The organism is Oceanobacillus halophilus (assembly GCF_003628505.1).
GTDB lineage: Bacteria > Bacillota > Bacilli > Bacillales > Amphibacillaceae > Oceanobacillus > Oceanobacillus halophilus.
Map to the genome: position 1 here is coordinate 445,336 of NZ_RBZP01000002.1, position 26,495 is coordinate 471,830.

The 26,495-nt window shown below is 38.5% G+C and carries 25 protein-coding genes; 4 read left to right on the plus strand and 21 right to left on the minus strand.

The window, feature by feature from the left end; translation table 11 throughout:
* Window positions 1-24: 24 nt before the first annotated feature.
* From D8M06_RS06055 to D8M06_RS06100, 10 genes are all read right to left on the minus strand, one after another.
* Window positions 25-1,098: a tartrate dehydrogenase gene (locus D8M06_RS06055; protein WP_121203488.1), complete on the minus strand. Its 1,074-nt coding sequence runs from the start codon at window positions 1,096-1,098 to the stop codon at window positions 25-27.
* A gap of 253 nt (window positions 1,099-1,351) precedes the next feature.
* Window positions 1,352-2,578: a M20 family metallopeptidase gene (locus D8M06_RS06060; RefSeq protein ID WP_121203489.1), complete on the minus strand. Its 1,227-nt coding sequence runs from the start codon at window positions 2,576-2,578 to the stop codon at window positions 1,352-1,354.
* Between the two features lie 12 nt (window positions 2,579-2,590).
* Window positions 2,591-4,060, minus strand: coding sequence for a sodium/pantothenate symporter (gene panF, locus D8M06_RS06065; RefSeq protein WP_121203490.1), 1,470 nt, complete (start codon window positions 4,058-4,060; stop codon window positions 2,591-2,593).
* Window positions 4,057-4,350: a YhdT family protein gene (locus tag D8M06_RS06070; protein ID WP_121203491.1), complete on the minus strand. Its 294-nt coding sequence runs from the start codon at window positions 4,348-4,350 to the stop codon at window positions 4,057-4,059. The genes panF and D8M06_RS06070 overlap by 4 nt, the downstream gene beginning before the upstream one ends.
* 19 nt (window positions 4,351-4,369) lie before the next feature.
* On the minus strand, window positions 4,370-5,635 hold the full coding sequence (locus D8M06_RS06075) for a TRAP transporter large permease (RefSeq protein WP_121203492.1): 1,266 nt from the start codon (window positions 5,633-5,635) through the stop codon (window positions 4,370-4,372).
* On the minus strand, window positions 5,616-6,107 hold the full coding sequence (locus tag D8M06_RS06080; protein ID WP_121203493.1) for a TRAP transporter small permease: 492 nt from the start codon (window positions 6,105-6,107) through the stop codon (window positions 5,616-5,618). Before D8M06_RS06080 ends, D8M06_RS06075 begins: the two co-directional genes overlap by 20 nt.
* Before the next feature lie 71 nt (window positions 6,108-6,178).
* Entirely contained in the window at window positions 6,179-7,192 is a 1,014-nt protein-coding gene (locus tag D8M06_RS06085; RefSeq protein ID WP_121203494.1) for a TRAP transporter substrate-binding protein, read from the minus strand.
* A gap of 272 nt (window positions 7,193-7,464) precedes the next feature.
* Window positions 7,465-8,346 (minus strand): UTP--glucose-1-phosphate uridylyltransferase GalU, encoded by an 882-nt coding sequence (galU, locus tag D8M06_RS06090; RefSeq protein WP_121203495.1) that lies wholly within the window; start codon window positions 8,344-8,346, stop codon window positions 7,465-7,467.
* A gap of 226 nt (window positions 8,347-8,572) precedes the next feature.
* The gene (locus D8M06_RS06095; protein ID WP_121203496.1) at window positions 8,573-9,736 is read right to left on the minus strand and encodes a toxic anion resistance protein; all 1,164 of its coding nucleotides are present in this window, start codon (window positions 9,734-9,736) and stop codon (window positions 8,573-8,575) included.
* Complete coding sequence (locus D8M06_RS06100; protein ID WP_121203497.1) at window positions 9,733-10,377, minus strand: 5-bromo-4-chloroindolyl phosphate hydrolysis family protein; 645 nt, start codon at window positions 10,375-10,377, stop codon at window positions 9,733-9,735. Before D8M06_RS06100 ends, D8M06_RS06095 begins: the two co-directional genes overlap by 4 nt.
* 229 nt (window positions 10,378-10,606) lie before the next feature.
* On the opposite strand from D8M06_RS06100, the gene coaW reads away from it, so the two are divergent.
* Entirely contained in the window at window positions 10,607-11,407 is an 801-nt protein-coding gene (gene coaW / locus D8M06_RS06105; protein ID WP_158591740.1) for a type II pantothenate kinase, read from the plus strand.
* A gap of 148 nt (window positions 11,408-11,555) precedes the next feature.
* Here coaW and D8M06_RS06110 read toward each other — a convergent pair whose 3' ends face one another.
* The 4 genes from D8M06_RS06110 to D8M06_RS06125 all read right to left on the minus strand — a co-directional run bounded on the left by D8M06_RS06110 (window position 11,556) and on the right by D8M06_RS06125 (window position 15,739).
* Window positions 11,556-12,281, minus strand: a complete 726-nt coding sequence (locus D8M06_RS06110; protein ID WP_121203499.1) for an abortive infection system antitoxin AbiGi family protein — start codon at window positions 12,279-12,281, stop codon at window positions 11,556-11,558.
* Between the two features lie 139 nt (window positions 12,282-12,420).
* Complete coding sequence (locus D8M06_RS06115) at window positions 12,421-14,340, minus strand: S8 family serine peptidase (protein WP_121203500.1); 1,920 nt, start codon at window positions 14,338-14,340, stop codon at window positions 12,421-12,423.
* A gap of 110 nt (window positions 14,341-14,450) precedes the next feature.
* Window positions 14,451-15,308 (minus strand): Cof-type HAD-IIB family hydrolase, encoded by an 858-nt coding sequence (locus tag D8M06_RS06120; RefSeq protein ID WP_121203501.1) that lies wholly within the window; start codon window positions 15,306-15,308, stop codon window positions 14,451-14,453.
* 80 nt (window positions 15,309-15,388) lie between these two features.
* Window positions 15,389-15,739: a DUF3006 domain-containing protein gene (locus D8M06_RS06125; protein ID WP_121203502.1), complete on the minus strand. Its 351-nt coding sequence runs from the start codon at window positions 15,737-15,739 to the stop codon at window positions 15,389-15,391.
* A gap of 571 nt (window positions 15,740-16,310) precedes the next feature.
* Between D8M06_RS06125 and D8M06_RS06130 the strand changes: the two genes are divergently transcribed.
* Complete coding sequence (locus D8M06_RS06130; RefSeq protein WP_241558856.1) at window positions 16,311-17,561, plus strand: MBL fold metallo-hydrolase; 1,251 nt, start codon at window positions 16,311-16,313, stop codon at window positions 17,559-17,561.
* A 58-nt stretch (window positions 17,562-17,619) separates the two neighbouring features.
* On the plus strand, window positions 17,620-17,880 hold the full coding sequence (locus tag D8M06_RS06135) for a DUF3006 domain-containing protein (RefSeq protein ID WP_121203503.1): 261 nt from the start codon (window positions 17,620-17,622) through the stop codon (window positions 17,878-17,880).
* An 85-nt stretch (window positions 17,881-17,965) separates the two neighbouring features.
* Here the strand turns inward: D8M06_RS06135 and D8M06_RS06140 are convergent, their stop codons facing one another.
* Complete coding sequence (locus D8M06_RS06140) at window positions 17,966-18,709, minus strand: sulfite exporter TauE/SafE family protein (protein WP_121203504.1); 744 nt, start codon at window positions 18,707-18,709, stop codon at window positions 17,966-17,968.
* A 142-nt stretch (window positions 18,710-18,851) separates the two neighbouring features.
* A complete protein-coding gene (locus D8M06_RS06145; protein WP_121203505.1) occupies window positions 18,852-19,661 on the minus strand; it encodes an ABC transporter ATP-binding protein in 810 nt (269 codons plus the stop codon).
* Between the two features lie 234 nt (window positions 19,662-19,895).
* Between D8M06_RS06145 and D8M06_RS06150 the strand changes: the two genes are divergently transcribed.
* A complete protein-coding gene (locus D8M06_RS06150; RefSeq protein WP_241558857.1) occupies window positions 19,896-20,348 on the plus strand; it encodes an Hsp20/alpha crystallin family protein in 453 nt (150 codons plus the stop codon).
* 126 nt (window positions 20,349-20,474) lie between these two features.
* On the opposite strand, the gene D8M06_RS06155 is transcribed toward D8M06_RS06150, so the two are convergent.
* The 5 genes from D8M06_RS06155 to D8M06_RS06175 all read right to left on the minus strand — a co-directional run bounded on the left by D8M06_RS06155 (window position 20,475) and on the right by D8M06_RS06175 (window position 26,489).
* The gene (locus tag D8M06_RS06155) at window positions 20,475-22,214 is read right to left on the minus strand and encodes a phospho-sugar mutase (protein ID WP_121203507.1); all 1,740 of its coding nucleotides are present in this window, start codon (window positions 22,212-22,214) and stop codon (window positions 20,475-20,477) included.
* Between the two features lie 501 nt (window positions 22,215-22,715).
* Window positions 22,716-23,705 carry an ABC transporter ATP-binding protein gene (locus D8M06_RS06160; RefSeq protein ID WP_121203508.1) on the minus strand — a complete coding sequence of 330 codons (990 nt, stop codon included), beginning with the start codon at window positions 23,703-23,705 and terminating at the stop codon, window positions 22,716-22,718.
* Window positions 23,702-24,688: an ABC transporter ATP-binding protein gene (locus D8M06_RS06165; RefSeq protein ID WP_121203509.1), complete on the minus strand. Its 987-nt coding sequence runs from the start codon at window positions 24,686-24,688 to the stop codon at window positions 23,702-23,704. Before D8M06_RS06165 ends, D8M06_RS06160 begins: the two co-directional genes overlap by 4 nt.
* Before the next feature lie 41 nt (window positions 24,689-24,729).
* Window positions 24,730-25,539 (minus strand): ABC transporter permease, encoded by an 810-nt coding sequence (locus D8M06_RS06170; RefSeq protein ID WP_121203510.1) that lies wholly within the window; start codon window positions 25,537-25,539, stop codon window positions 24,730-24,732.
* Between the two features lie 5 nt (window positions 25,540-25,544).
* Window positions 25,545-26,489: an ABC transporter permease gene (locus tag D8M06_RS06175; protein WP_121203511.1), complete on the minus strand. Its 945-nt coding sequence runs from the start codon at window positions 26,487-26,489 to the stop codon at window positions 25,545-25,547.
* Window positions 26,490-26,495: the final 6 nt, after the last annotated feature.

A 26,495-nucleotide genomic window follows, 5' to 3' on the forward strand; every position in this document is an offset into this window, starting at 1 on the left:
TTTCACTCCCTTTCCTATTTTTACTTAACCCCTAACCTTCGTTAAAAGCTTTCCTGCAATTGCATCACCAACCAGTTCGGTCGTCGCCGTACCTCCAATATCAGGAGTTAATACATTCTTTTCTTCTAAAATTTCCTCAATAGCAGATAGAATTTTATCATGGAGATCCCTTCGTCCCAGATGTTCGAGCATTAAGGCTGCAGACCAAATCTGTGCTATTGGATTCGCGATTCCTTTTCCAGCAATGTCCGGTGCTGATCCGTGAACCGCTTCAAACATCGATGGGAACTCACGTGTTGGGTTGATGTTTCCTGAAGGGGCCAAACCTAATCCCCCCACAATTGCTGAACCAAGATCAGATAGAATGTCTCCAAACAGGTTAGATGCTAGTACCACTTGAAAATCCTCTGGACGCTGGACAAAGTAAGCAGCCAGTGCATCAATGTAATATTTCTCATATTCCACATCAGCATTCTGTTCCGCTACTTCCTCGACGACTTTATCCCAAAATGTCATCGCATGGATAATTGCATTGGATTTCGTTGCACTGGTCACCTTTGTTTTTCCATGCTCTCGTGCATACTGATAAGCAAATTCTGCAATTTGTGTTATTCCTTGTCTAGTCATCACCGTATTTTGCACAGCCATTTCTCGTTGTTCTCCCGGAAACATCGTGCCGCCCATATTAGAGTATTCGCCTTCCCCATTTTCACGAAGAATCACAAAATCTATCGGATGACTATTATTTAGTGGACTCTGTAATCCTTTTAATAGTTTAATAGGCCGAAAATTAACGAACTGCTGAAAGTTTTTCCGAATCGGCATGATGAGCTCCCACACGGTCACAGGATCTGGAACACGACTATCACCAATTGCACCAAATAGGATGCTATCAAAAGTTTTCAATTGATCTAAACCATCGTCTGGCATCATTTTTCCATGTTCCAAATAATACTCGCTGTTCCAATGAAACGTCTTTATGTCAAAGGATATCGATTCGTCCGATTCTTCTATCGCTTTTAATACTTTTACTGCTTCTTTTGTCACTTCTGGCCCTATGCCATCTCCTGGTAATACAGCTATTTTGTATGTTTGCACTTTAGAAACACCTCGCTAGTTTTGGTTTAAGAATCCGTTATTATTATTTTGCGTGTACCCGCTACAGAAATTATGTGCTTTAGATATTAAAAGTAGAAAAAACACATGAACTTTTACATTGGCGAATCCAAGCACTTTACCACAGTTTGTGTATGCAAGAACGGATAGAAAATCAATTTACTACGTCAAACTTGATAGATATTTTGCATCAAAAGATTCCTTTCCGTTAGAAACGCTGTGATGAAGCCAATTTTTATGCCTTGTCACCTGCTAAAAAATCTAATGCAGCAGTCCGGTATATTTCTGTTGTTTCTCCTAATTCCTTGATATCAACATATTCATTGATCTGATGCGGAACTTCTCTGTCTCCCGCACCGATTGTTACGATTGGGACGCCATGTATATGCAAAAAGGTTCCATCTGTTGCACCCGGAACTCCATTGTATTGTGGTTCTTTTCCTAATACGGTTTGAACCGCATGATAAATCGACTTTACGACTTCTTCGTCTTTACGCGTTTCTGTTGCTGGTCGGTTATCAATCACTTCATACTCCGCATGGAAATCTGGATCAGCTGTTTTTAAGCTTGTAAAAATGGCTTCTATTTTACCAAGCAATTCATCATGATCCTGGGATGGCACAGTGCGGATGTCCAAGGTCGTCATACAACGATCCGGAATAACATTGATCTGTGCATCCCCTTCAACAGGTGCCTGTAAAATAGTTGGCGTAATGCTTGGCCAATGGAGATAAGGATGACCGCCATGTTTTTCCTGTTCTTCTTTTTCCAGTTCTTCCAATGCTGTAATGATCTTTGCCATCCGCCAATTGGGATTAATTCCACTCCAGGAAATTGCTCCATGCGCCATTTTTCCATGAACCGTAATTTTCACACGCAGGGCGCCTCGTTGGGCAACGCAGATCTGATTTTCTTCTGGTTCACAAATGATGGCACCATCTACATCATCTGCCCATCCCTGTTTAATGAAATCCTTTATTCCGAGCATTAACCCTTCTTCATCAACCGGGATACATAAGATAATTTTTCCGGTGAAATCTTCTTTATCTTCCAGCAAGGATTGAACTGCTGTAATCATGCAGGCGAGGTTTCCTTTTGTGTCATTGGTTCCTCTACCGTACATTCTCCCGTCGATAATCTCCGCACCAAATGGATCATATTTCCAAGCGTTCTTATCTCCTTCCGTAACTACATCTGTATGTCCTTCGAAAAGAAGGGTCTTTCCAGGTTTTCCGGAATCAACTATTCCAATTACGTTCGGCCTTCCTGGAGAGACTTCTTCCATGTAGACCTCTATCCCGAGATTATTTCGTAAATAATCTGCAACAAAATGCGCAACCTTTTCCTCATTCCCATTAGGATCTTCTGGTCTATATACGCTTGGTATTTGAACGAGCTGCTGTGTGAGTGATACCACCCGCTCATAGTCTCTTTTTAATCGTTTCGATGTTTGTACAGTCATGCAACCTCTCCCTTACGCTTCTTTTTTTATCGTTGTACTAGGAAATTCATATGCTTCCTGTTTGAACATTAGACTAAACAAGACAAAGGCAATAAGTGACAAGAAAACTGGAACGGTTACGGTATGCACCCCTAGTAAATCACCATAAGCCTGATTGTAAAAATGAATTCCTATATAAGAACCAATACCAGTAATCATCGAAGCTACAGCGCCATATTTATTGGCAAATTTCCAGTAAAGCCCAAGAACTAATGGCCAAATAAATGCTGCTTCCAACCCGCCGAAAGCAAATAAGTTTAAAAAGATTAACAAATCAGGTGGACTGATGGCTAAAACAAAAGCAATGGCACCAATTACGGCAGTAACCGCCATACTTACTTTCATCACATGATTTCTAGATGCATCTGGTTTTACATAGTTAATATAAACGTCCTTCACAACGGCAGAACTTACTAAAAGCAATAGGGAGTCTACCGTTGACATAATCGCTGCGAGTGGTGCAGCAAGGATAATACCTGCGACCCACGCTGGTAAAACTTCTAATGCAACAAGTGGGATAACCTGGTCGGCTACTTCAATCCCAGGCAACACTGGTCGCGCAAATACACCAATTAGATGCATGCCAAGCATAATAAAGCCCACAACGATTGTTCCAATGATGATTGCTTTATGCATCGCCTTGGCATTTTTATAGGACATCGCACGTACGGCCACTTGAGGCAATGCAACAACCCCAACCCCGACAAGAATCCAATAAGACGAAATGTAGGCAGATGTTAATTGACCATCCTGACCAAATGGGGTAATCAGGTTAGGGTTAATGGTAACTAAATCCGCAATAATAGTAGACACACCGCCACCTGCAACAATGACAGCAACTAATAGAATCATCGTTCCAAAGAACATAACAATCCCTTGGATCGTATCTGTCATAACTACCGCCCGAAACCCGCCGATGGTAACGTACACTAATACAGAAAGAGTAAAGATAAATAATGCCCCTATGTAACTTAATCCAGTTAGTGATTGAATTAAATAAGCTCCTCCAACCCATTGCGCTGCCATGGCTGAAAAGAGGAAAATAATAATACTAATGGCTGATAGTAAAACAACTGGTGTGCTTTTATATCTTGCTTTCAGGAAATCAATTAGCGTAACCGCTTTATATTTTCTCGCGACTATAGCAAATTTTTTCCCTAAAACGAGTAAGGTAAAATAACCGGTTGCAACTTGGGTCATTGCCAGAAGTACCCATCCAAAGCCGATCGAATAGGCGGCACCCGGACCTCCTAAAAAGCTGGATGCACTGCCATAGGTAGCTACCATCGTCATGGCTAGTACAAGTCCGCCAAATTCTCGGCTTCCTAGAAAGTAATCTCCGAGAAAGCCGTCTGCTTTGGCCATTTTTCGATTGGACCAAAAACCAATAAGGAAAATAATGACTAAAAATACGAGTAATGGTGTAAGAACTGCCCAATTCATGCGGAGTTCACCTCATCTTTCTTCCCGTTCTCCTCTTCAAATGGAACCTCTTTTAACACGAATTTAACAACGATCGCAACCAAGACAACCATCACTAAAAATCCAACAATACAGCTCCAGAAAATCCATGCAGGAAACCCAAAAATATAGCTGTACTCTTCTGGTGGCTTGGAACCAAGACCAAAGGCAAATCCGTACCACCACACAATATTTACAATAGCCAATCCACAGCCAATAAGTGCTTCTCGGTGGGCAATTTTAAATCGTGAATCCTGTTTATTCTTAGCCATTTTAATGACTCCTTTCTTTTTAATCTGTTAAGAACAAGCTTAATTCTGGTATAAAAGATAGAATAATAACATCCACTATCATCACAAGGATAAATGGAATTATCGCTCGGATTAATTTTTCAATTTTGGTTCCTGCAATATTGGAAGCAACAAATAAGTTAACACCAACAGGTGGCGTAATGAACCCAATGGCCAGATTCACAATCATGATAATACCAAAATGAATCAAGTCAATTCCAAGGGCTGTTGCAATTGGAGCAAGAATTGGTGTCAAAATAATGATTGCTGCAGATGTTTCTAAAAATGTACCAATTATTAAAAGCAATAGATTGATAATTAATAGCGCAATAATCCAATTATCTGTAATACCCAGCATAAAATCGGCCATCTCTCGAGGTACTCTTTCTCGTGTCAGGTAGTAACCAAATGCGGATGCACCCGCAATAATAAACATAATAACGGCACTAGTAACTACAGAGGCTGAAAAAATATCGGATAAGTCCTTCCATTTAATTTCTCGATAGATTAATAGACCCACGATTAGTCCATAGACTACAGCTACAACAGCCGCTTCCGTCGGTGTGAAAATACCACCATAGATTCCACCTAAAATTATGACAGGCATTAGTAATGCTAAAATCGCATCCAAAAACGCCTTTATAAATTCAGCAAATGTGAAGGTTTCTCCTCCGCCGTATCCTCTTTTTAACGAAATAATATAGACCAAAATAAGTAAGGAAACCGTGACAATAACTCCAGGGATAATCCCTGCGATAAATAAATCACTAATCGAAACACTTGCTGCCACCCCATACAATACGAGCGGCACACTTGGTGGAATCATAATTCCGATCGTCCCACCAGCAGCTTGTACAGCGGTAGAGAAGTCTTTATCATAGCCACGTTTTACCATTGCTGGAATAATTAATGCTCCAACAGCTGCTGTTGTTGCTGCGGCGGATCCAGAAATAGCCGCAAAAAAGGCACAAGCTACAATGGAGACAAGAGCAAGTCCCCCTTTCACTCGTCCAAAAATAACGTTCGCCAAATGAATAAGTCTAGTGGAAATCCCACCTGTTTCCATTAACTTCCCTGCAAGAATAAAGAACGGAATAGCTAGTAATGGAAAGGAATCGACGGAATTAAACATCCGCTGCATAATAACAATAAGGGAGACGTTACCTTCCATTAAAAATACCGTAGATGCTGATAATCCAAGTGCTACAGCAACTGGGACCCCAATTAAAAATAAGAGGATTAATAAACTAAACAGCAGAATCGTCATGTGCGTCATCCCCCTTTTTCATATCATGAATGATTACGGAAATAAGATTGATTGCTAGAAAGAGCCCGCCAATTGGAATAACAGCATAAATTGCTCCCATTGGAAGACGAAGTACAGGAGATAATTGTGATACGGCACTTAACGATAATTGAATTCCTTGATAAATCATTAAAGTAAAAAATAGTAAGCTAACAATCGCTGCAAGCATTTGAAATATTTTTCGACCAAAAGGAGGAAATAGATTCGTGAAAAACTCAACAACAATATGCTGCTTTAACGACATGGTATAGGCAGCACCTAAGAATGTTAACCAAATAAGGCAATAACGTGCTAATTCTTCCGTCCAGGCAAGTGGATTTTCAAGTACAAAGCGAAAAACAACCTGTAGAAATGTTGAAATAACTAAAATAGCCATTATTACGTTCAGCAAATGTTTCATCCCTACATTTATGTAACCAACGATCTTCTGCAATTGTCTGATGCCCCCTTGTAACAGAAATAGGAGAAAGCACCTTTCTCCTATTTCTGTCTCTATCTGTCTATTTATTTTTGTGCTTCTAATATGTTATTAAGAAGTTCTTGATGCTCAACCATGTCATAAACAGAGCTGACAATTTCTTGGAATGGCGCAGGATCAACTTCATCGATGATTTCTACCCCTTGCTCTTCCAATGTTTTTAGAGATTCCTGTTCCATTTCTACAATCATGTCTCGCTCCATTGCCCCGATTTTCTGACCTTCTTCCAACACAATATCTCTTAGATCTTCTGGCAACTCTTCATAAGTTTGTTTACTCATCATGTAAACAGCCACGGAATATACATGTCCTGTCAAAGTCATATACTCTTGATTGGATTCATATAGTTTATATTGGTCTGCAACAATTGCTGGATTTTCCTGTGCATCTACAACCCCTTGCTGAAGCGCAGTCAGGGCTTCCGTCCAAGCCATTGGCGTGGGTTGTGCTCCAAGTTCTTCAAATGCTGCTAAGTGTATTTCATTCTCCTGCACCCGAATTTTAAGTCCACTTAGATCTTCTGGTTTTTCAACTGGATGAAGAGCATTCGTTACATGACGGTACCCATTTTCACCCCAGGACAGTCCTATAATTCCTTGATCATCCATCGCTTGAAATAGCTCATCGCCTATTTCCCCATTTAATACGTCCACAGCCGAATCACGGTCATTGAATATAAAAGGTACATCCAAGACAGCCAATTCTGGAACGAAATTAGTAACAGGTGCTGTAGAAGATACAGCTAAGTCAACGGTTCCTAAGGTTAGCCCCTCTGTCAATTCACGTTCTGCCCCAATTTCACTAAAAGGAAAGACTTCAATTTTCACTCGTCCATCCGTTCTTTCTTCTACTTTTTCAGCCATTTCCAAGAAACCTAAATGATATGGGTGATCATCTGGCAGTGAGTGGCCAGCCTGGAGTGTATAAACTTCTCCATCATCTGCACTACCGCTGGACTCATCTGCTTCTCCCCCTCCACATGCAGCTAAAACCATCAGTACGACAACCATCATTAATAGTGCTCCCAACTTTTTCTTCATCCATATTCCCCCCCTGATAGTATGGTAATTCTTCTGTGAGATAATCTATTCCCCTTACTTTTATAAAGGGTGATAGAAAACTTTCTACTAAGCTAGTTAGAATTATATTACATAATTCTGTAGAGTTTGTAAATAACAAATAGACAGAAAAATTTATTTTTTGACAATTTTAGTAAGAACAACACAATATTGGTATTATTAAACGAGTCTAGTATGGCTGAAATTAAAAAACTGCACATGTTCAGAATATGAATCATGTGCAGCATTTATTATTACTCTATTCTTTCCCTCTCTATCAACAATTCCCTTACCATCTTTTCTACTTCTTCTCCGATTTCTTTATTCTGCATAGCAAATTCCAGGTTTGTTCGAATAAATCCCAGTTTTTCTCCAACATCAAAGCGTTTCCCTTCAAAATCATATGCATAGACTCGCTCAAATTTATTTAACTGCTGTATCGCATCAGTTAGCTGTACTTCGCCACCAGCACCGATTTCCTGCTTATCCAAAAAGCTAAAGATTTCAGGTGTCAGTATATAACGGCCCATAATTGCTAAGTTAGAAGGAGCGGTACCAGCTGTTGGTTTTTCAACAAAATCACAGACTTGATACCTTCTGCCTTCAATGGTACATGGATCAACGATTCCATAACGAGAGGTTTCCTCTTCTGGAACTTTTTGTACCCCTACTACAGAACATTCCGTTTCTTCGTACTGCTCTATTAATTGTTTCAGTACGGGTTTTTCTGCCTCAACAATGTCATCTCCCAACAGAACAGCAAATGGTTCATTTCCAATGAATTTCCGAGCACACCAGACCGCATGTCCAAGTCCTTTTGGCTCTTTCTGACGTATGTAATGAATATCTACTTCAGAAGGTTCCTTCACCTTTTCTAGCACATCGTATTTTCCTTTATCCATTAAATTCTTTTCTAATTCAAAATTGATATCAAAATGGTCCTCTATCGCACGTTTTCCTTTTCCCGTTACAATAAGGATGTCTTCAATTCCTGAGGCAATTGCTTCTTCCACAATATATTGAATCGTTGGCTTATCTACAATGGGGAGCATTTCCTTTGGCATTGCTTTCGTAGCTGGTAAAAATCTAGTACCCAGTCCAGCTGCTGGAATAATCGCTTTTTTTATCTTTTTCATTGTCTTCCCCTCCAATTAAAGTGTGCCACAAGTAAAAGTCTTGTATTTTTTATTCTATTTTAATTTATATTCTATAGTACTATAGTTTTTTAATAATTTATATAAAATAATTATGACAAATATTTAGGAAACTTCAGATGTGAATTCAAAACAAAAAACTGCCAGTCCTAAGACTAACAGTTTCGCACCTTTTTATTCGACAAAATCCGGGGAGTGCCAGGCACCTTTAGCGAAGTTCGAGCAGTTTTTGTTTGAGTTCGTTTTCCATTCCTTGGAGTTCTTTTTCTGCTTGCTGGCGTTTTTGTCTGCCTTCTGTTTGTATTTGTAGTGTTTCTTCTATAGTAGAAACCAGATTTTCTTGGGTTTTCTTGAGGGTGTCGATATCGACAAGTCCTCGTTCGTTTTCTCTGGCAGATTCAATGGTGTTCGTTTTTAGCATTTCTGCATTTTTAAGCAATAAGTCATTGGTTGTTTGTGAAACCTTTTTCTGTGCCTCTACGGCATTGCGTTGACGAAGTAGAGTTAATGCTATTGCAATCTGATTTTTCCATAAAGGAATTGCTGTTAATACAGATGATTGGATTTTTTCTACAAGAGCTTGGTTTGTGTTTTGTATTAGACGAATTTGCGGGGCGCTTTGCATGGTAATCTGACGGCTTAGTTTTAAGTCGTGCATACGCTTTTCTAATCTTTCCGCAAACTGTAATGTATCATTTACAACCTGAACGTCCATTTGACTTTGGCTGAGTTCTGCCTTCTTCTTTAATTCAGGAATGACACTTGTTTCCAGTTCCTGCAGCTTTACTTCTCCTGCTGCAATATAAATATTTAACGCATCATAAAAATCACGATTTTTTTCAAAAAGCTGTTGTAATAACTGATTATCTTTCATCAGCGCACTTTTACTGCGATCTAGTTTGACACTAATTCTATCAATTTGGGCACCGGTTTTCTGATACTTGGATAGAATTTCATTAACCGTGCTGTTAATTTTGCCAAACATACGGGAAAGGAGTCCTCGTTTTTCAGGTTTGAGTTCATCCGGGTTTACTTGCTCCAATTTCTTCATTAAGTCTTTTAAAATACTGCCAATTTCACTGACATCATTATGATCAACATGCTCTAGCATGGAATGAGAAAAATCCATCAGTTTAGACTGAGCTTCCGTTCCATACGTTGTAATGGACTGCTGATTTTGGTGATCAATCTGTTTTGCGATTTGCAATGCTTTTTGTTTATCTGCTTCCTTTAAAACATCTATCATTTTCTTTGCCTCGTCTGCTTGTTGTACATCTGTGTCTTCTTGAAAAGGGTCAGACTTTCCAAACGGATTGGCTAATAGGTCGTTTATTTCATCTGAGTGTTCTGTTTCGCGTTTTGGTTCGTTCATTTAAGAATCCTCCTATCTTTTTTCTTCATACGTTCCATAGAGTTTTTGGCTACATCGAGTTCAAAATTTAATGTATCTACATCATCATCGAGCATGATATATAAGTCTTTTTTTACCGATTCACCTAAACTTTGAATCGTTGTGCGCGTATCTCTCAGTGAATCAGAAATTTCCTTAGATTTAGCTGGCTGAGATGATAAATATGCGAATTTTTCCGTTAGCTCAACAAGGGAATCCAGACGGTCATAATAAAACCCTTCTGCTTTATAAAAACGCTTTGGTTCTTTTTTTGTGTTGGAATAAATTTTTCGAACGGTTCGAATAAGTTCCAGATTATGCTTCGCCTGATCAATACTGCGAACGCTCATAAGGGAACGCTGTAACCTTGAAATTTTCTCTTTTGCTTCTTTCAGATTTTTTTCAATATATCTATATTCTCTTCTCGTAAGCCCATTCTGACGGACAAATCGGTAATCAGCAATACCTTTCACTGTCAAAAATACGATGGCTCCACCTGCTAGAGCAATCAGATTAGAAAGGAGAAAGGTTAGTTCAAATCCAATAAAAGTGATTAACCATGTAATGACCATTGCAGAGAAGGCGGATATGGATTGTAAAACAAATTGAAAAAATGCCTTCATTTCTACCAGCTCCTATTAAAATGCCTATATTTAAAATCTAATTACTATTATTTTCGTTAACTAATACTACGAATAGAAGAAAGAAAAGGTTTCACACCTAACTCTATTTTAATTAATATTTATGAAATATGCCAATCTAGAAGGAACTATCCTCGGAATTGTCAAAATAATGTGTATACGTTATGATAAAATTGCTAAAAAAATTGACTTTTAGAAAGGATTATAGATGATGCCTGAAAAAATTGGAATTGATGCGGGTGGTTCCTTAATCAAAATCGCCTATGAGGAACAGGGAGACTTCCATGTGATGTCTTACAGGAATCATGAAATGAATAAGCTGCTAGAATGGCTGCAAATGGTAAAACCTGATGCTGTTCTCTACTTAACTGGCGGCAAGAGTGGTCATATACAAAAGCAAGTAAATCTGCGAAATCATGTTGTCGACGAATTCACAGCAGTCACAAAAGGAACAAAGTTTTTATTGCAACAAAAGAAACCAAGCTTTGACGAAGATTTTATTCTAGTAAGCATTGGAACAGGTACATCTATTTTTCATGTGACCCCTGATAATTCTAAGCGTGTCCTTGGAAGTGGGATTGGTGGTGGAACCTTAATGGGACTGGGTTCACTGCTGACTGGGAGAAATGACTTTCACCATATAATCGAGCTTGCCAAAAAAGGGTCCAATGAAAATAGCGATTTATTAGTAAAAGATATTTACTCTCCATATGATCCACCAATCCCTGGTCATCTAACTGCAGCCAACTTTGGTAAAGCACATTTAAACGCGAAAGCAAGAGTAGAAGATCATGTAGCTGGTCTTATCCAATTGCTTGGGGAAACCATCATCTCCCTGGCAGGACAAGCTGCCATTTCTCATCAAACAGAAAAAGTCGTGTTCGTTGGTAGTACACTAAACGGAAACGCCCCGTTAAAGGAAGTATTAAGTGGTTTCCAAAACATGATGCCATATGAACCCATTTTCCCAGAAAAAGGCTCCCACGCAGGAGCTATCGGCGCACTATTATAACGTGCCACCTCTCAGGTGCCTGGTACTCCCCGAGTTTTGTCGATTACCAAAGTTCAGGCGGGGATTGAAGTTCGGATTTTTGCTATCTCATCGGGTGCCTGGCACTCCCCGAATTTTGTCGAATTGCAAAAAATATACCGGGCGAATCTTATTCGGTAAATGAGATTTGTCCGGTATATTCAGGTAATGCTTCTCGGAGTTTTCTTCCGTATTTTTCGGGTACTAATATTCTTGTTATGTCATTCAGGGAAAATGCAACGTCACCGACAATTCTCCATTCTCTTTCAAGATAATAATTATCCTCATCTGCATCTGTTTTGGATGCGTCAAATGGCTTTAAATACGCAAATATATGTTTGATTAGAAACGAATCCAGTTGCTCTAGCCTTTCCATATCTTCCAGAGTATTATTTTCATTTTGTGCATTTCTTTCTATTAATTTCTTCATATGACTTTTCCAAGTGAAGTAACGTTTAATGTTATCTTTAAAATAATCTTCACGAACCGGGGCTTGATTACTGGGCATTTCTTTTGAGATTTGGATATAACCATTTGTAGCAATATAATGAACCGGATTAGCTCCTCTTTCCACAAGAAAATCCTTCTTAAAAGCTAGCCCGAAGTTACTGTATTTTTCCATATGGAGGGATAAGTCATTGATTGGAATGTCTGCAAAGCAAGTAATTCCTGGAGTAACAATGTCTTCCAGCCCATGTGCATCCGTATTGATTTTTATATCCCCACGAATATTTTTATGTAAAAGCCAACCACTTTTTATAATTTCAATCAATAAATCAAATCGTTCTTTTTCTGGTTGATGGCGACCAACAAAGTGGGTTAGCTCCTTGGAAACATATCTTTGGATAAGCTCCATCAAATCCCCCTTTTTTACCTATAGTCTTGTCAAAAAAGAAACATAATATAAGATGGCAATGCTAAGTACCGACAGTTCCCCCACTTTTAAACAAAAAAGCTGTTAATCCTGAGATTAACAGCCCGTCAGCTAATGATTGTTAATTAAATAAACCAACTGCCCATGTAAAAAGGGAAATAAAGATGCCAGATATTACATCCATGAGTTTTCCAAAGAGAGATTGATTTTCCACTGTATCAGCTTTACTATTTTCTGGCTCCTTTTCTGTTGAAAAAGACTTTTCAATATGAGTGGAGTCTGCCATATTTGTTTCCGTATTCCATGTCTCATATGTTTCTTTTTCCGATAGTATGTCATCCCAATCACGGCCATTATCTTTTCTAACAGAGTCTTCGTCTTCTCCATCAGATTTCTTAGAAGTATCCGATGAACTTGACGTTAAATCTTTCTTTTTCTCATCCTTTTTATCATCTGAATCATCTTTTATAATCCCAACTGTAACAGGTTTCTGATTCATTTCTGTGTTAGCAGCACTGTTTGATGATTGCTCTTTAGGTGCAGTAATTATTGGTTGATCTTCATTTTTTTCTTCAACCTCAACTTCGTCCGTCGTTTCTTTTGAATGTTCTTCTTCCTCTAATTCAATAGTTTCTGTTCGTATCATTTCTGCAATCCCTTGAGATAAGTTCCCTACACGGTCTGCTGCATATATGGTCAATTGATACTCTTTGTCAGATTCCAGTTCCTTAAACGTATAGGTTGGTTCTTCTTCAACATTTATATAGTCAACAAACACATCATTTAAATAGATTTCCACCCTTTTAAAATCTTCTTCTGAAGGGTTTTCCCACTGAATCGAAAAGCCGTCTGAAGTAGTATGATAGATATCCACATTGGTTACATCACTTGGGGCAACCTGATCTTCCGGGAAATAAGAGACAAAACCATGTCCATATAATGGATCTCTGCCTTCTATTCCGATATCTTTCGTGTGGTAAATTAGTTCTTTTCGAAGATCTTCCGAGGACAAGTCAGGATTTTTTTCCTTTAATAAGGCGAGTATCCCTGTCACATGTGGTGCTGCTTGTGATGTTCCACTTGCTGTACCGTATGAATTATCCAAAAAAGTGCTTAGAATACTAAATCCGGGTGCAGAAAATTCAACCTCTGGGCCAGTAGAAGAAAAAGGAGCAATATTCAATCGTCCATCAACGGCGGAAACTCCAATGACATGTTCATATTTTGCCGGGTAGATAACCGAACTTTCCTCTCCAGAATTTCCGCTTGCTCCTACTATTAATATTCCATTGTCAGCTGCTTTTTCGATGGCTTCCTCCAATAATGGATCTTCCACGTCCGTTCCTAGCGATAGATTGATAATATCCATGTTATTCGCAATCGCCCAATCGATGCCTTCTAAAATGTCTTCAAGGTCGCCTTCTCCATTCTCATCGAGCGCTTTAACGGCGTATATATTGGCGTCCGGTGCTACACCTACAACACCAGTCTCATTATGACTAGCTGCAATTACACCAGCAACATGGGTTCCATGACCATGATCATCTTTCCAATTCTCCGTATAATCAACCGTTGCAATCCCGCCTGCCACTGTTAATTCATGATGCGGGGAGACTCCTGTATCAATGATAGCGATATTTACATTCTTTCCCGTTGAACCTTCTACCCAGGCCTTTTCCGCTCCAATTTGACTGATGTTCCAGCGCTCGGTTTCTGGGATATCATCTAACTCCGCTACTTCTGTAATCTGACCATTATCGGTTGAAAACTTTACAGATGTATTTTCCTTTATGTATGTAATATGCTCATGATTTTTTAGTTCCTGAACGTCCTGTTTATCCATTGTCACCGATATGGCGGACAGGTTGGTAAACTCGTACTCTATTTTCTTACTATTGCTCCTAATTAACTGCTTGCCATAATCATTTTCATATCCTGCAACAACTTTTACGACATCAACATTTGAAGCATGTATAGGTTGATAGATTCCTATTAGAAAGATAGACAGCATGAAAACAGTAAAATGAATAATTTTCGACAACACGATAATCCCCTTTGTCTAAAAATGTCTTACTTTCTATTCTAGCAATGAAAAAAGGGGTTGTGTGTTGAAATTTGATTAAATTTATATTACAGATTTGAGATAAAGTTCTAATACTCTAGCACAAACTTCTCCAGCCCATATGCTACTCCATCTTCATCATGATGCTTTGTAACAAAACTCGCTTTTTCTTTCACCTCATCTACCGCATTTCCCATGGCAATACTTTTACCAGCGACTTGGAACATGGATAAATCATTTAAATTGTCTCCCATGACTACCGTGTCTTTAAGTGGAATAACCAAATAACTTGCTAAGTACTTAAGTGCATTCCCTTTACTCGTTTCCGGATGACCAATTTCTAGTTTTTCTTTTCCAGAAGTAGTAATGGAGATGTCTTTCCTGTTCGTAAGCGCTGCCTCTAACTTTGTTAGTTTTTCCTTGTCAAACGACAGAACAAATACTTTATAAATTTCTAAGGATGCATAATCCAACGAATGATAACTTGGTACAGACACGAATCCTTTTTGCTGAAATTGAATAGTAATCATCGTTTCCGCTTTATCCCTCGGAAAGTCATCTAATTTTTCATGCATGCGTTTTGCTTCTTTCTTTAAGAAACTCTTTCCTTGGTCTTCAATATACACACCATTATTAGTATAAAGCTCGAAATATAAATTCATTTCTTCTGCTTTCGTTATCATTTCCTTAATCATTTCATCCGGCATGGAAAGATTTTGTAAAATTTTTCCTTTATAATAGACAATCGCCCCATTTCCCGCGATGATGGGACATTGAAGTTTTGCTTCCTGCAAAATCCCAATCGTATCATGTAGGGAACGACCAGAAGCAATCGAAACGATATGCCCTTGTCTCTGAATGTTTCGAATCACCTCTCTATTACGGTTGCTAATACGTCCATCTGATGATAATAGTGTTCCATCTAAATCAATTGCAATTAGTTTCATCGTGACCCTCCAGTATGTATTCTTGATTTATTAGGTATTTGCAAAGGTATCTGTTAGCCGACTTTCTTATACGGTACCAATTATTCTCGTAACCTTTCTAGCAATTGTTTCCTTCTAATTTGTTGTTTTTCTGCTTTCTCTTGATTAACAGAAAGAATTTTATATCCTTTCTTCGTTACTATTATATCAAACCATGTATGTTGCTTGCTCCCTTTTGGCAATACCTCCATTGGTAAAGTGATTTCTTCGTTGATTTTTTCAAGAAGGATAACTGCATGATTGTTTTCAAATCTATCAAGTACTCCTTTAACCTGTATCTTATGAAATGATTTCTGTTCCAATTGGTCCAGTAATTGAATGATGAATAAAAGGAAACTTAGCGAGACTATAAATAATAACAAGACTGCAAACATATTTTTAATCCTTTCCATTCAGTGCCCCTCTATTCTTTTTCAACAGTATGACAAGAAACGGAACAACTTGCAATTCACCAAAATGGAAAATTAGACACTTATTGCTGGTTAAAATTCATTTTTTGCTTAGGCAATTGAACAAATTGGCAAGGATACATCGAGTGAAAATGGAATTTCGGTGATTTTTTCATTTAGGCTATTTTCGTATAGTTTGTTGCTTTTTGTGGTTTTACAGTTGGTAGACATTCTTGATAATCTGAATTCATAGTAATGTGCTTAACCCCGCTGCGGAAATACACTCCGCTATGTTGTCTGCTCTACTTGTAAAAAAAATATGCCATTTTTAAGAATAACATAACGGTCATAAACCTAATTACATGAGCTAAAAAATCAAAAAACTTAAGCATCTATCTTAGCGGAAACAAAATAGGGAGACTCCTCGAAAAAGAAAGCCATTTTCTTCGACCGATGCTTTGCTGACTTATTCTTCCCTGACCCGAGGGAAAGGGCCTTAATTAATCATTATCTAGCGTATTTCATTTAACTTTGATAACCTAAAAAGGAATATTGACATCATGGAGGAATTATTTTGACAAAGAGACTTATACTATCCATGCTCATGGCCGTTTTATTAGTAGCATGCGGGCAGGATATCGATCAAGAAGGACAACAAGATAAACCGATTGAAACAAATGACGAAATAAAAACGGAAAGTGAGTCTGGTGCAGAGGATTCATTGGACGAATCCTCGGTGGAAGATACGGATTTCGATGAACCTAATACGGCACAGAGTAGTGTCAAATCTTTATCCGATTTAAAAGTCCATTATATTGATGCCGGGCAGGCAGATGCAGCCTTGTTACAGTATGCAGATGATGAGGAGGAGTACTCCATTCTTTTTGATACGGGAGACTGGCGAGGAAATGAAGTGGTTAATTATTTGACTGCACAAGATATTTCTTCCCTTGATTTAGTTGTTGTCAGTCATCCTGATGCAGATCATATCGGTCAGCTAGCAGAAGTGGTTACGAAGTTTGATCCAGGTGAAGTGTGGCTTTCTGGTAATGAAAGCTCTTCTGAAACCTTCCAGCAAGCGATAGAAGCTGTGCTTTCAAGTGATGCCGATTATGATGAACCTAGAATGGGAGATGTTTTTGAAATTGGACCGATGGAAATTGACGTACTATATCCTGAATCAATATCAGGAAAAGCAAATGAAGAATCTGTTTCGCTTAAATTTACATATGGCGATATATCTTTCGTCTTTACAGGAGATGCAGAAACATCTGGAGAATTAGAAATGATTCGTAGTGGAATAAAATTAGAAGCAGATTTTCTGCAGCTTGGACATCACGGGTCAGATACTTCTAGTGATCCAGCATTCATTGAGGCAGTGAATCCAACCATAGCCATCTATAGTGCTGGAGCAGACAACAGCTATGGACACCCAAGCCCGGAAGTAGTTTCACTTATGAAAGAAGCTGGTATTAAGTTATATGGAACCGATGTTCATGGAACGATAGTTGTTACAACAGATGGCAAGGAATATAGTATAGCAACCAAAGAAAACGGAACGATAAGCCCTAAGAGTACCGGATCTTCCAACACTGATACTGGTTCAAGTAATCCTGAGAAAAGCACTGTTACTGGTGAATGCATCAACATTAATGAAGCATCAAAAGAAGAAGTTCAAGGCATCATTCATATAGGACCAGCAAGAGCACAAGAATTAATAGAACGTAGACCATTTGAATCTGTAGATGACCTAACTCGAATTAATGGCATCGGTCCAGCAAGAATCACAGACATCAAAGAAGAAGGACTAGCATGTACAGCATAGGTGCCTGTCACTCCCCGATTTTTGTCGAATATAAGATTATTCAAAGGAGGTAAATAGAATGAAAGGAATTCTTGACCGATTTGAAGGAGATAAAGCAGTAATTCTAGTAGAAGATTTAGAAAAGGAAATTATTGTTCCTCGAAAAGAATTACCTGATGGAGTAGAAGTAAACACATATTTCACACTCGATAAGGATGGAGACACATTCCAGATAGTTGCCATCGATCAAAGTAAAACAGACAGTCAAGCACAAAAATCCTCCGAACTTATGGAAAAGCTCCGCTCCAAAAAGAAAGGAAGTAAATTTAAGAAACAATAAATGGTGCCTGTCACTCCCCGATTTTTGTCGAATATTAAGTTTTAAAAACCGGTATCTCTACACATAAGAAGATACCGTTTTTTTATTAAAACACTAAATTCAAACCACCGATTGCAGCCAAAACTAGGATGAGCGTTGCAAATACTTTTTGCGGAATTAATGGCAGAATTCTTATTCCGATTAATGCACCAATGACTACTGCAGGTACCAGCCAAGCATTAAACGTTATCGATTCTCTCGTAATCAAGCCAAGATTTACATAAAAAGGAACTTTAACGAGATTTACGGATAAGAAAAACCATGCGGATGTCCCAACAAATTCTTTTTTGGGAAGTCCTTTTACAAGTAAATACACCGTCATAACGCCTCCAGCTGCATTTCCAATCATCGTCGTGAAGCCGCCAAGTATTCCCATCATACCAGTAAAGGTTTTGGATTTTGGAAGTAATTCGTTAAATCTTTCCCCCAAGCGGTTACGCCAAATATGTAAGGCAATCATGGATAGCACAATAATACCAATCAATGGCTCAAGCTGTTCACTGTTAATTAATAACAAAACAAAATAGCCACTCAAGATCCCTGTTAATACCCATGGAATGAGGGAAATTAGATGTTTCCATACAACACTCCTGCGGTAATAGAAGATTGCAAAACAATCCCCTACTAATAATAGAGGAAGTAGTATCCCAATAGACTCTCGAGCTGGAAATACAAACATCAGCACTGTAACGACTAGAATAACCATATTTGGTATTCCTGACTTGGATAAGCCAATAAACATTGCACACAAAAGAACTATAAACCATTCCATAACGGTTAAGTCAAACATATGAAAGCCCCATTCTTTAAAATTAAGATTCGTCATGATGCTCTATGAAAATAGGAAACTTCATTTATTGTCCCTTAACTTTAAGAAAAATTCAATATAAAACAGAAAACCCTGTAGTCAAAGTTTTTCAGTCGACATTTTTCTACAAATCTCGGGAAGTGCCAGGCACCTTCATCGGCAACTTCATCCAGGAGCGGTCATTTTGCCAGCTGACTTCTACTGGGGTGTTTAAAAATGCCGAGAGTGTTTCGGTTGTCAGTATATCCTCTGTTTTTCCACTCGCAAATATGGAGCCTTCTCTCAAGAGCAATGTCTGAGTGAAAACAGGGAGTATTTCTTCGATATGATGGGTCACAAAAAGGATGGTTGGTGCATTCTTTTCATTTGCAAGTTGATGAACGGAGTCAAGTAAATCTTCCCGTGACAGAAAATCTAAACCACTTGTAGGTTCATCTAATATGAGTAATTCTGGAGAACTCATTAAGCCTCTCGCAATTAGTATTTTTTGCTTTTCCCCTTGCGAACAAGTCTGATATGTACGGCCATATAAATGACTACAGCCAAGTTGTTCCATGATTTGATATGCCTTTTGAAAGTCATCATGCGAGGCTTGATCGTAAAGGCCGATGGAAGCAAACTTTCCACTCACTATGATGTCCTCAGCCACCGCGTTTTCTTTCAAACGTTCTTGAAGGGAGGAACTGACCCATCCGATAGATTTTCTTAATTCCCTCATATCTGTCTGGCCAAATATTTGGCCTAAGACGGACAATGTCCCTGTAGTTGGCCATATATAACCATTAATCATGTTGAGCAGAGTTGTTTTTCCAGATCCGTTTAATCCAAAAATCGCCCAATGTTCCCCCTTTAGCACCTTCCAGTTCACGTCAGATAGAATCGGTTTTCCTTGTCTTTTCCATGATACATCTTGAATGTCTATTACTGTATTCAACAGAATCTCCCCTTTCCATATATACTACTATCATTATTCGTTACAACTATCTGGAATCCTTCTATATCATAATAGCGTTCTAAAAAAGACCCTACTGCTTATCTGTGTATAGAAATACATCGTCTTTCATGAAGCAGCATTCAATTCAATAGATGTTTTGGGGCAAGTACCCAAACCTCCCCTTGTCTGGAAGCATAGTTTATAAATAAAGGTAATATGAAAAGGGGAGATAATATGGGGCTTAAGAAAGGCAATTACCCGAACGGTTTCGACCTTGATATGAAGCCACTTCATGATTTCATGAGGAAGATAGACACTGTATTCAATGAATCCTTCAAACATCTCCATTCACAATTTAATTTAACTAATTTCAGAGTTGATGTTACTGAAACAGATAGCGAAATTATTGTCAAAGCAGAATTGCCAGGTTACCAACGAAATCAAATTAATTTAGAAATCATTGGGAATCAGTTACGAATCTCGGTAGAAGAATCCAAACAAGTAGAAGGAAAGGATGAACAAAAGAATTACTATAGTAAACAAGAATCATTCCACCAAATGGAACGCGTCATCACAGTTCCATTTGAAATCCCTGAAAAGGAGACAAAAGCATCCTTTCAAAACGGCTTGTTAAAAGTAGTCATTCCGAAAATGAACTCCCAGCGTAAATTTATCGACATAGATTAAATTAAAATGCATGACCAGCAATACAGAGAAATCTGGTCTTTCAAATTACTATTCGACAAAATCCGGGAAGTGACAGGCACCAAAAAGCAGCAGTTCTCCATTTAGAAGGCGACTGCTGCTTCGTTATTATTTTATTTCTTGGTTTACACGGTTCATTACTGCTTGTCGTAATTCTTCTAATGCTTTATCACTTGCTTCAAGGGAAGCATCTTTTACCCCAAAATAGAATTTAATTTTTGGTTCCGTTCCTGATGGTCTCAAGCAGAACCATGATCCATCCTCTAATTTGTATTTCAATACATTTGATTTAGGCAAATGAATGTCTTCTTCTTTGCTTTCTGTCACAAACACACGTTTGCTCGCTTGATAATCCTCTGTTACAGCCACTTTATTTCCTGCCATTTCACTTGGCGGATTACTGCGGAATGCCGCTAAGATGTTGTTAATTTGTTCTGCTCCATCTTTTCCTTTCAAGGTTAATGACTCTAGTCCTTCACGGTAATAGCCGTATTGTTTAAAGACATCCAAAAGCCCTTCATACAATGTCATATTTTTTGACTTGTAATAAGCCCCAACTTCAGCAATTAACACACATGCTTGCACGGCATCTTTATCACGTGCAAAATCCTTCACTAAATATCCATAGCTTTCCTCATAGCCAAATAGGAAACTGCGCTCCCCGCTTTCTTCAAATTCTTTCATTTTTTCTCCAATGAATTTAAATCCAGTGAGCGTGTCAATCGTATCTAATCCATGTGTCGCTGCAATGTCACGGCCGATTTCAGAGGTTACTATGGTTTTTAAAACCGTTGCATTAGTAGGTAATTCCTTGCGATTTTTCTTTTCTGTAATTAAATAATGCAGTAAAAGAGCTCCAACCTGATTACCAGTTAATACTTGGTATTCCCCTTTTTCATTTTTGACCGCTACACCAACACGGTCTGTATCGGGGTCCGTTCCAAGAAGAATATCAGCATTACTTTTCTTCCCATATTGAATGGCCAATTCAAATGCTGCATGCTCTTCTGGATTTGGTGATTTTACCGTGGTAAAAATAGAATCAGGATGTTCCTGTTCTTTAACTACTTCCACATGTTTGAACCCAACTTTTTCCAGACCCTTTCTTACCGGTCTGTTTCCTGTTCCATGCAAAGGTGTATAGACAATTCTAAAGTCATCTGCCACTTCTTTAATCACATCTGGATTAACATTTACAGATTTTAGTTGGTTCAGATAAGCCTGATCGACAGAATCCCCAATCATATGAAGGATTCCTTCTGCCTTCAGTTTCTCCTCATCGCCTACTTCAACTGCTAATTCATTTTCTACCGCATTTACCTTTGCAATGATTTCTTCAGCAACAGCAGGTGGAATTTGTGCACCATCATTGCCATATACTTTATAGCCATTGTATTCTGGTGGATTATGACTGGCAGTAATAACAATACCGCTATAAGCATTCAAATATCGTACTGCAAAAGACAACTCCGGTGTCGATCGCAGGGATTCAAAAACATACGTATGTATTCCATGCTGTCCAAGTGTTTTGGCAGCTTCCATGGCAAATTCAGGAGATTTGAATCGACAGTCATAGGCAATAACTACTCCCCTCTGTTTAGCTTCATCTCCATGTTCTTCTATGTATTTTGCCAACCCTTCTGATGCTTTACGAATGGTGTATATGTTCATACGGTTTGTTCCAGGGCCCAATTCTCCCCGAATACCACCAGTACCAAACTCTAATGTTTTATAAAAACTATCTTCTAATTGTTTCGGATCGTCCTCAAGCTTCTCTAGCTGAGATTTTAATTCTTCATTCAAATTCGCAAAGTGTTTCCACTTGCTGTAATTATCTTTCCAACCCAATCAAATACCTCCGTCCTATTTCTTATAATCACACATCTACTTTATTATACTTATGTCTTACTATTTTATCAAAGACTCTTTTCTTAGAGTTTGGTGCTTTTTGAAGTTTTTTTAGTTGATAGAAAGTGTTGATTTATTTAATTAAGAATAGTATAGCTATCTCTTACACTTATGAAAGTTTTTGCTACTATTTGCTCCGACAGAATACTTGCGGTTCGCGGGCACGGCTTCAGCCTCCTCGCGGAAAGCGTATTTCCATAGCGGAGACAGAGTAGTATTCTGAATTAAAGATATTAGGACTCTATACAAAATGTAAGATAAATCCATGTTAAAAAACAACAATCTTTCAGAAAAGCGCCTTATCCCAAAAATCAATTACCCCATAATTTCATTCACCATCATCCATCAACAGACGTTCGACATAAAATTATTTCTCGGGAAATATTCCGACAGTATTTGAGCAATATTTCATAGAATTCGAGAATGATATAGAAAAATTTTCTACGTAATATTTCTTACCGTGTCCTTTTCATTGTAGAGGTGACAGCTAACTTTGTGCTCACCGCTGAAAAATGACGTTGTCGGCTTCGTTACGCGGCAGACGTTCATCGCATATTTACATCTTGTATGAAAAGGACAACCACTTGGAGGATCAGCTGGATTCGGTAAATCTCCTTCTAACACAATTCGTTTTTCCTCTTCATCATGTAATAGAATAGAAGAAAATAATGCTTCTGCATATGGATGTCTCGGACTGGTACCAAGCTCCTCTGTTTTTCCTATTTCTACTATTTCCCCTAGGTACATCACAGCAATTCGATCACAAAAATATTGAACCACATTCAAATCATGGGAAATAAATAGATACGTTAGGTTGTACTTTTTCTGTAGTCTTTTTAGAAGATTTAAGATTTGTGCTTGTACAGAAACATCAAGCGCTGATACTCCTTCATCAATCACTATAAACTCCGGGTTTAAAATAATGGCAGAAGCAATAGCTACCCGTTGTCTTTGACCACCGCTTAGTTCGTGTGGATAGCGGTTTAAATAGGAATCATCCAGTCCAACATCTTCTAGTGTTTGCAAAACTTTATTTTTCCGGTAATATTTATCACCCATTTTATGGATAGTTAGTGGTTCATTTAATATCCATCCAACCGTTTTCTTTGGGTTTAAGGAGGCATACGGATCCTGAAACACAATTTGAACTTTTTTTCGCCAATCTTTAAGGTTCCTTTTAGTAAAAGATGCTACATCCTTTCCCCTATACCTTACGCTTCCTTGTGTCAAGTCCGTTAGTTGGAGAATTACTTGTCCCACTGTTGATTTACCAGACCCACTTTCACCAACAAGACCAAATGATTCTCCTTCCTTTACAGAAAAAGAGACACCATGGACAGCCTTCACATACTTGTTCTTATCGGTTAGCTTTCTTCGCCGTTGTTTATAATATTTATGAATATTTTCTAGCTCCACAAGGGCTTCTGTCATAATGTTTCTACGGCTCCCTTCAAATAGAGATGGCATTTCACAGTGTGGGTTCCTTCCATTACAACTGATTCAGGGAACTGTTGCTTACAAATGTCCAGTCGAGAAGAACATCGGTCTGCAAACGGACATCCTCCTTTTCTCTCTTTTAATGAGGGAACTTTCCCCGCGATAGTATAAAGCTCTTCCCCTTTTTTCTGATGGTCGGGTATGGACTGAATTAGCCCCTTCGTATATGGATGTTTCGGATTGCTAATAATTTCTGTGACACTTCCTTGTTCTACAATTCGGCCAGCATACATGACCAGTACTCGATCACAGATATGGCGAATCACACCCCAATCATGGGAAATAAAAATGATAGAAGTTTTGCGGTATTGTTTTAGTTTGCGAAACAACTCCAATATTTGTGCTTGGATGGTTACATCAAGTGCTGTAGTTGGCTCATCCGCAATGATTAAATCTGGTTCAGCAATGAGTGCAATTGCAATGACTATCCGCTGCTGCATTCCACCGGATAATTGATGAGGATAAGAGTTGTATAACTCTTCTGCCCTTGAAAGTCCTACTTCCTTCATCATGGAAATCGTTTTTTGTTTCCTTGTTTTCTTCGATAAATTAGTATGCTTCTTGAGTACTTCAGATATTTGTTTTCCAACCGTAAGCAGTGGATTTAAGGCAGTCATTGGTTCTTGGAAAATCATCGAAAGGGCCGATCCTCGAATTTCCTGCCAATCGTTTTCTTTCATTTCTAGCAAATTATTATTTTTATACGCAATTTCACCATGATCGACTTGAGCATTTTTTGGAAGTATTCCTAAGATCGCTTGGGATGTTAAACTTTTCCCGCAACCTGATTCACCAACAATTCCTACGACTTCATCAGGGAAAACAGAAAATGAGATATCTTCTAAAGCTTTATATTTGCCGTCTGATAACTGGAAAGAAACGTCCATATTTTCAATTGATAGTATCGGTGTTTGCAAGATTTCCCCTCCTAGTTTTCTAGTTTTATCAAAATGTAAATCTATGCTTTCTTATCTTGTTTATCACGCAAACCATCAGCTAATAAATTGAATCCGAGCACTAATAACGTTATCGCTACTCCCGTAATAAAGACATACCATGGAGCAGAAGTGATATATGGTTGTGCTTCTTTCAACATTCTTCCCCAACTAGGGTCTGGCGGCTGCACCCCTAATCCAAGATAACTCAAGCCTGACTCAGAAAGAATAGCACCAGAAAAACTGAGTGCGACAGCAACTAAGGTTGGTGAAATGGCATTAGGCAAGATATGATGAAAAATGATTCGAATAGAACCAGCACCTTTTGCAATACTCGCCTTTACAAAATCATATTTCTTGTACTGCATAAAGCTGCTTCTTGTAATTCTCGCAAAGGAAGGGATGCTCATAATCCCAAGAGCGATGATGGTATTGGTCATTCCAGTGCTAAATACAGCAATAAGCATGATAGCAAGCAGAATCCCTGGAAACGCCAGCATGGCATCAATGAACCGACTAATGATTTCATCTACCCATCCCCCGAAATATCCCGCACTAGCACCTAAGATAAAGCCAATAATCAAACCAATGGAAACAGCAGAAATACCAATAATAAAGGCAGTCTGTGATCCTTCCATTACTCGTGATAAAATATCTCTTCCAAAATTATCTGTACCAAAAGGATGCTCTAGTGAAGGGGCAGCAAGGCGATTCGTGGAATCCATCGCATTAGGGTCATGCGGCGTGTAAAAAATACTTATAAGCATAACTACCAATAAAAAGCTCACAATGCCTATTCCAATATAAAAGGGAATGCTTTTTTCTTTTGCCATATGTCTCACCCCTTCAGCCTGATTCTGGGATCTACTAACTTATACAAAAGATCCACGATGAAGTTAATAAATAGTACAAGTATAGCAATGTACAATACCATAGATTGTACTAATGGAAAATCCCGAGATGTAATAGATTGTATGAGTAAGTTGCCAAGACCTGGAAGGGAGAATACATTTTCAATAATGATGCTTCCACCAAGTGTATCTGCAACTAGCAAGCCCATAATCGTCAAAACTGGGATAAGCGAATTTCGTAAAATATGGCCATAGAGAATGGTACGTTCTTTTAAGCCCTTTACTCTTGCTGTTCGAACATAGTCCATTTTTGCCTGATCCAATATAGTATTGCGTAAATACCGAATTACGATCGCAATATTTCCAATGGCTATCGCTAAGGATGGCAGGAAAAATGACTGGAATGCACCAAAGAAGTCTTCTGACCATGGCACATATCCGTATGTAGGAAACAATTGTAATGTAACGCCAAAAACGAGGATTAGCATAAATCCGAACCAAAAAGGTGGTATCGAAATTCCTAGTTGTGTCACGATATTTAAAAAGACGGACATCCATTTCCCATCTGATCGGGCAATAAAAATTCCCAGAGGAATCCCAATTAACAGGGTGATTATTAATGACAAAATAGCAAGCGACGATGTTACGGGAATCCTGTCCGTTAAAATGTCACTTACTGGAAGCTGATATCTCAAAGATTCACCTAAGTCGCCTTGTAAAAGCCCTCTTACCCAATCCGCATAACGTTCTACAGGAGATCGGTCTAACCCTAATTGTTTTTCCAATTGTGCTACCTGTGCAGGATCCGCATCCATTCCTAAAATAATATGCGCTGGATTCCCGGGCAATAGTTGGAAGACAAAGAAGATAATCATCGATACCAGTACAATGGTGATGAAAAAACTAGATAGTTTGTAAAGAAAATATCTCACTATGCC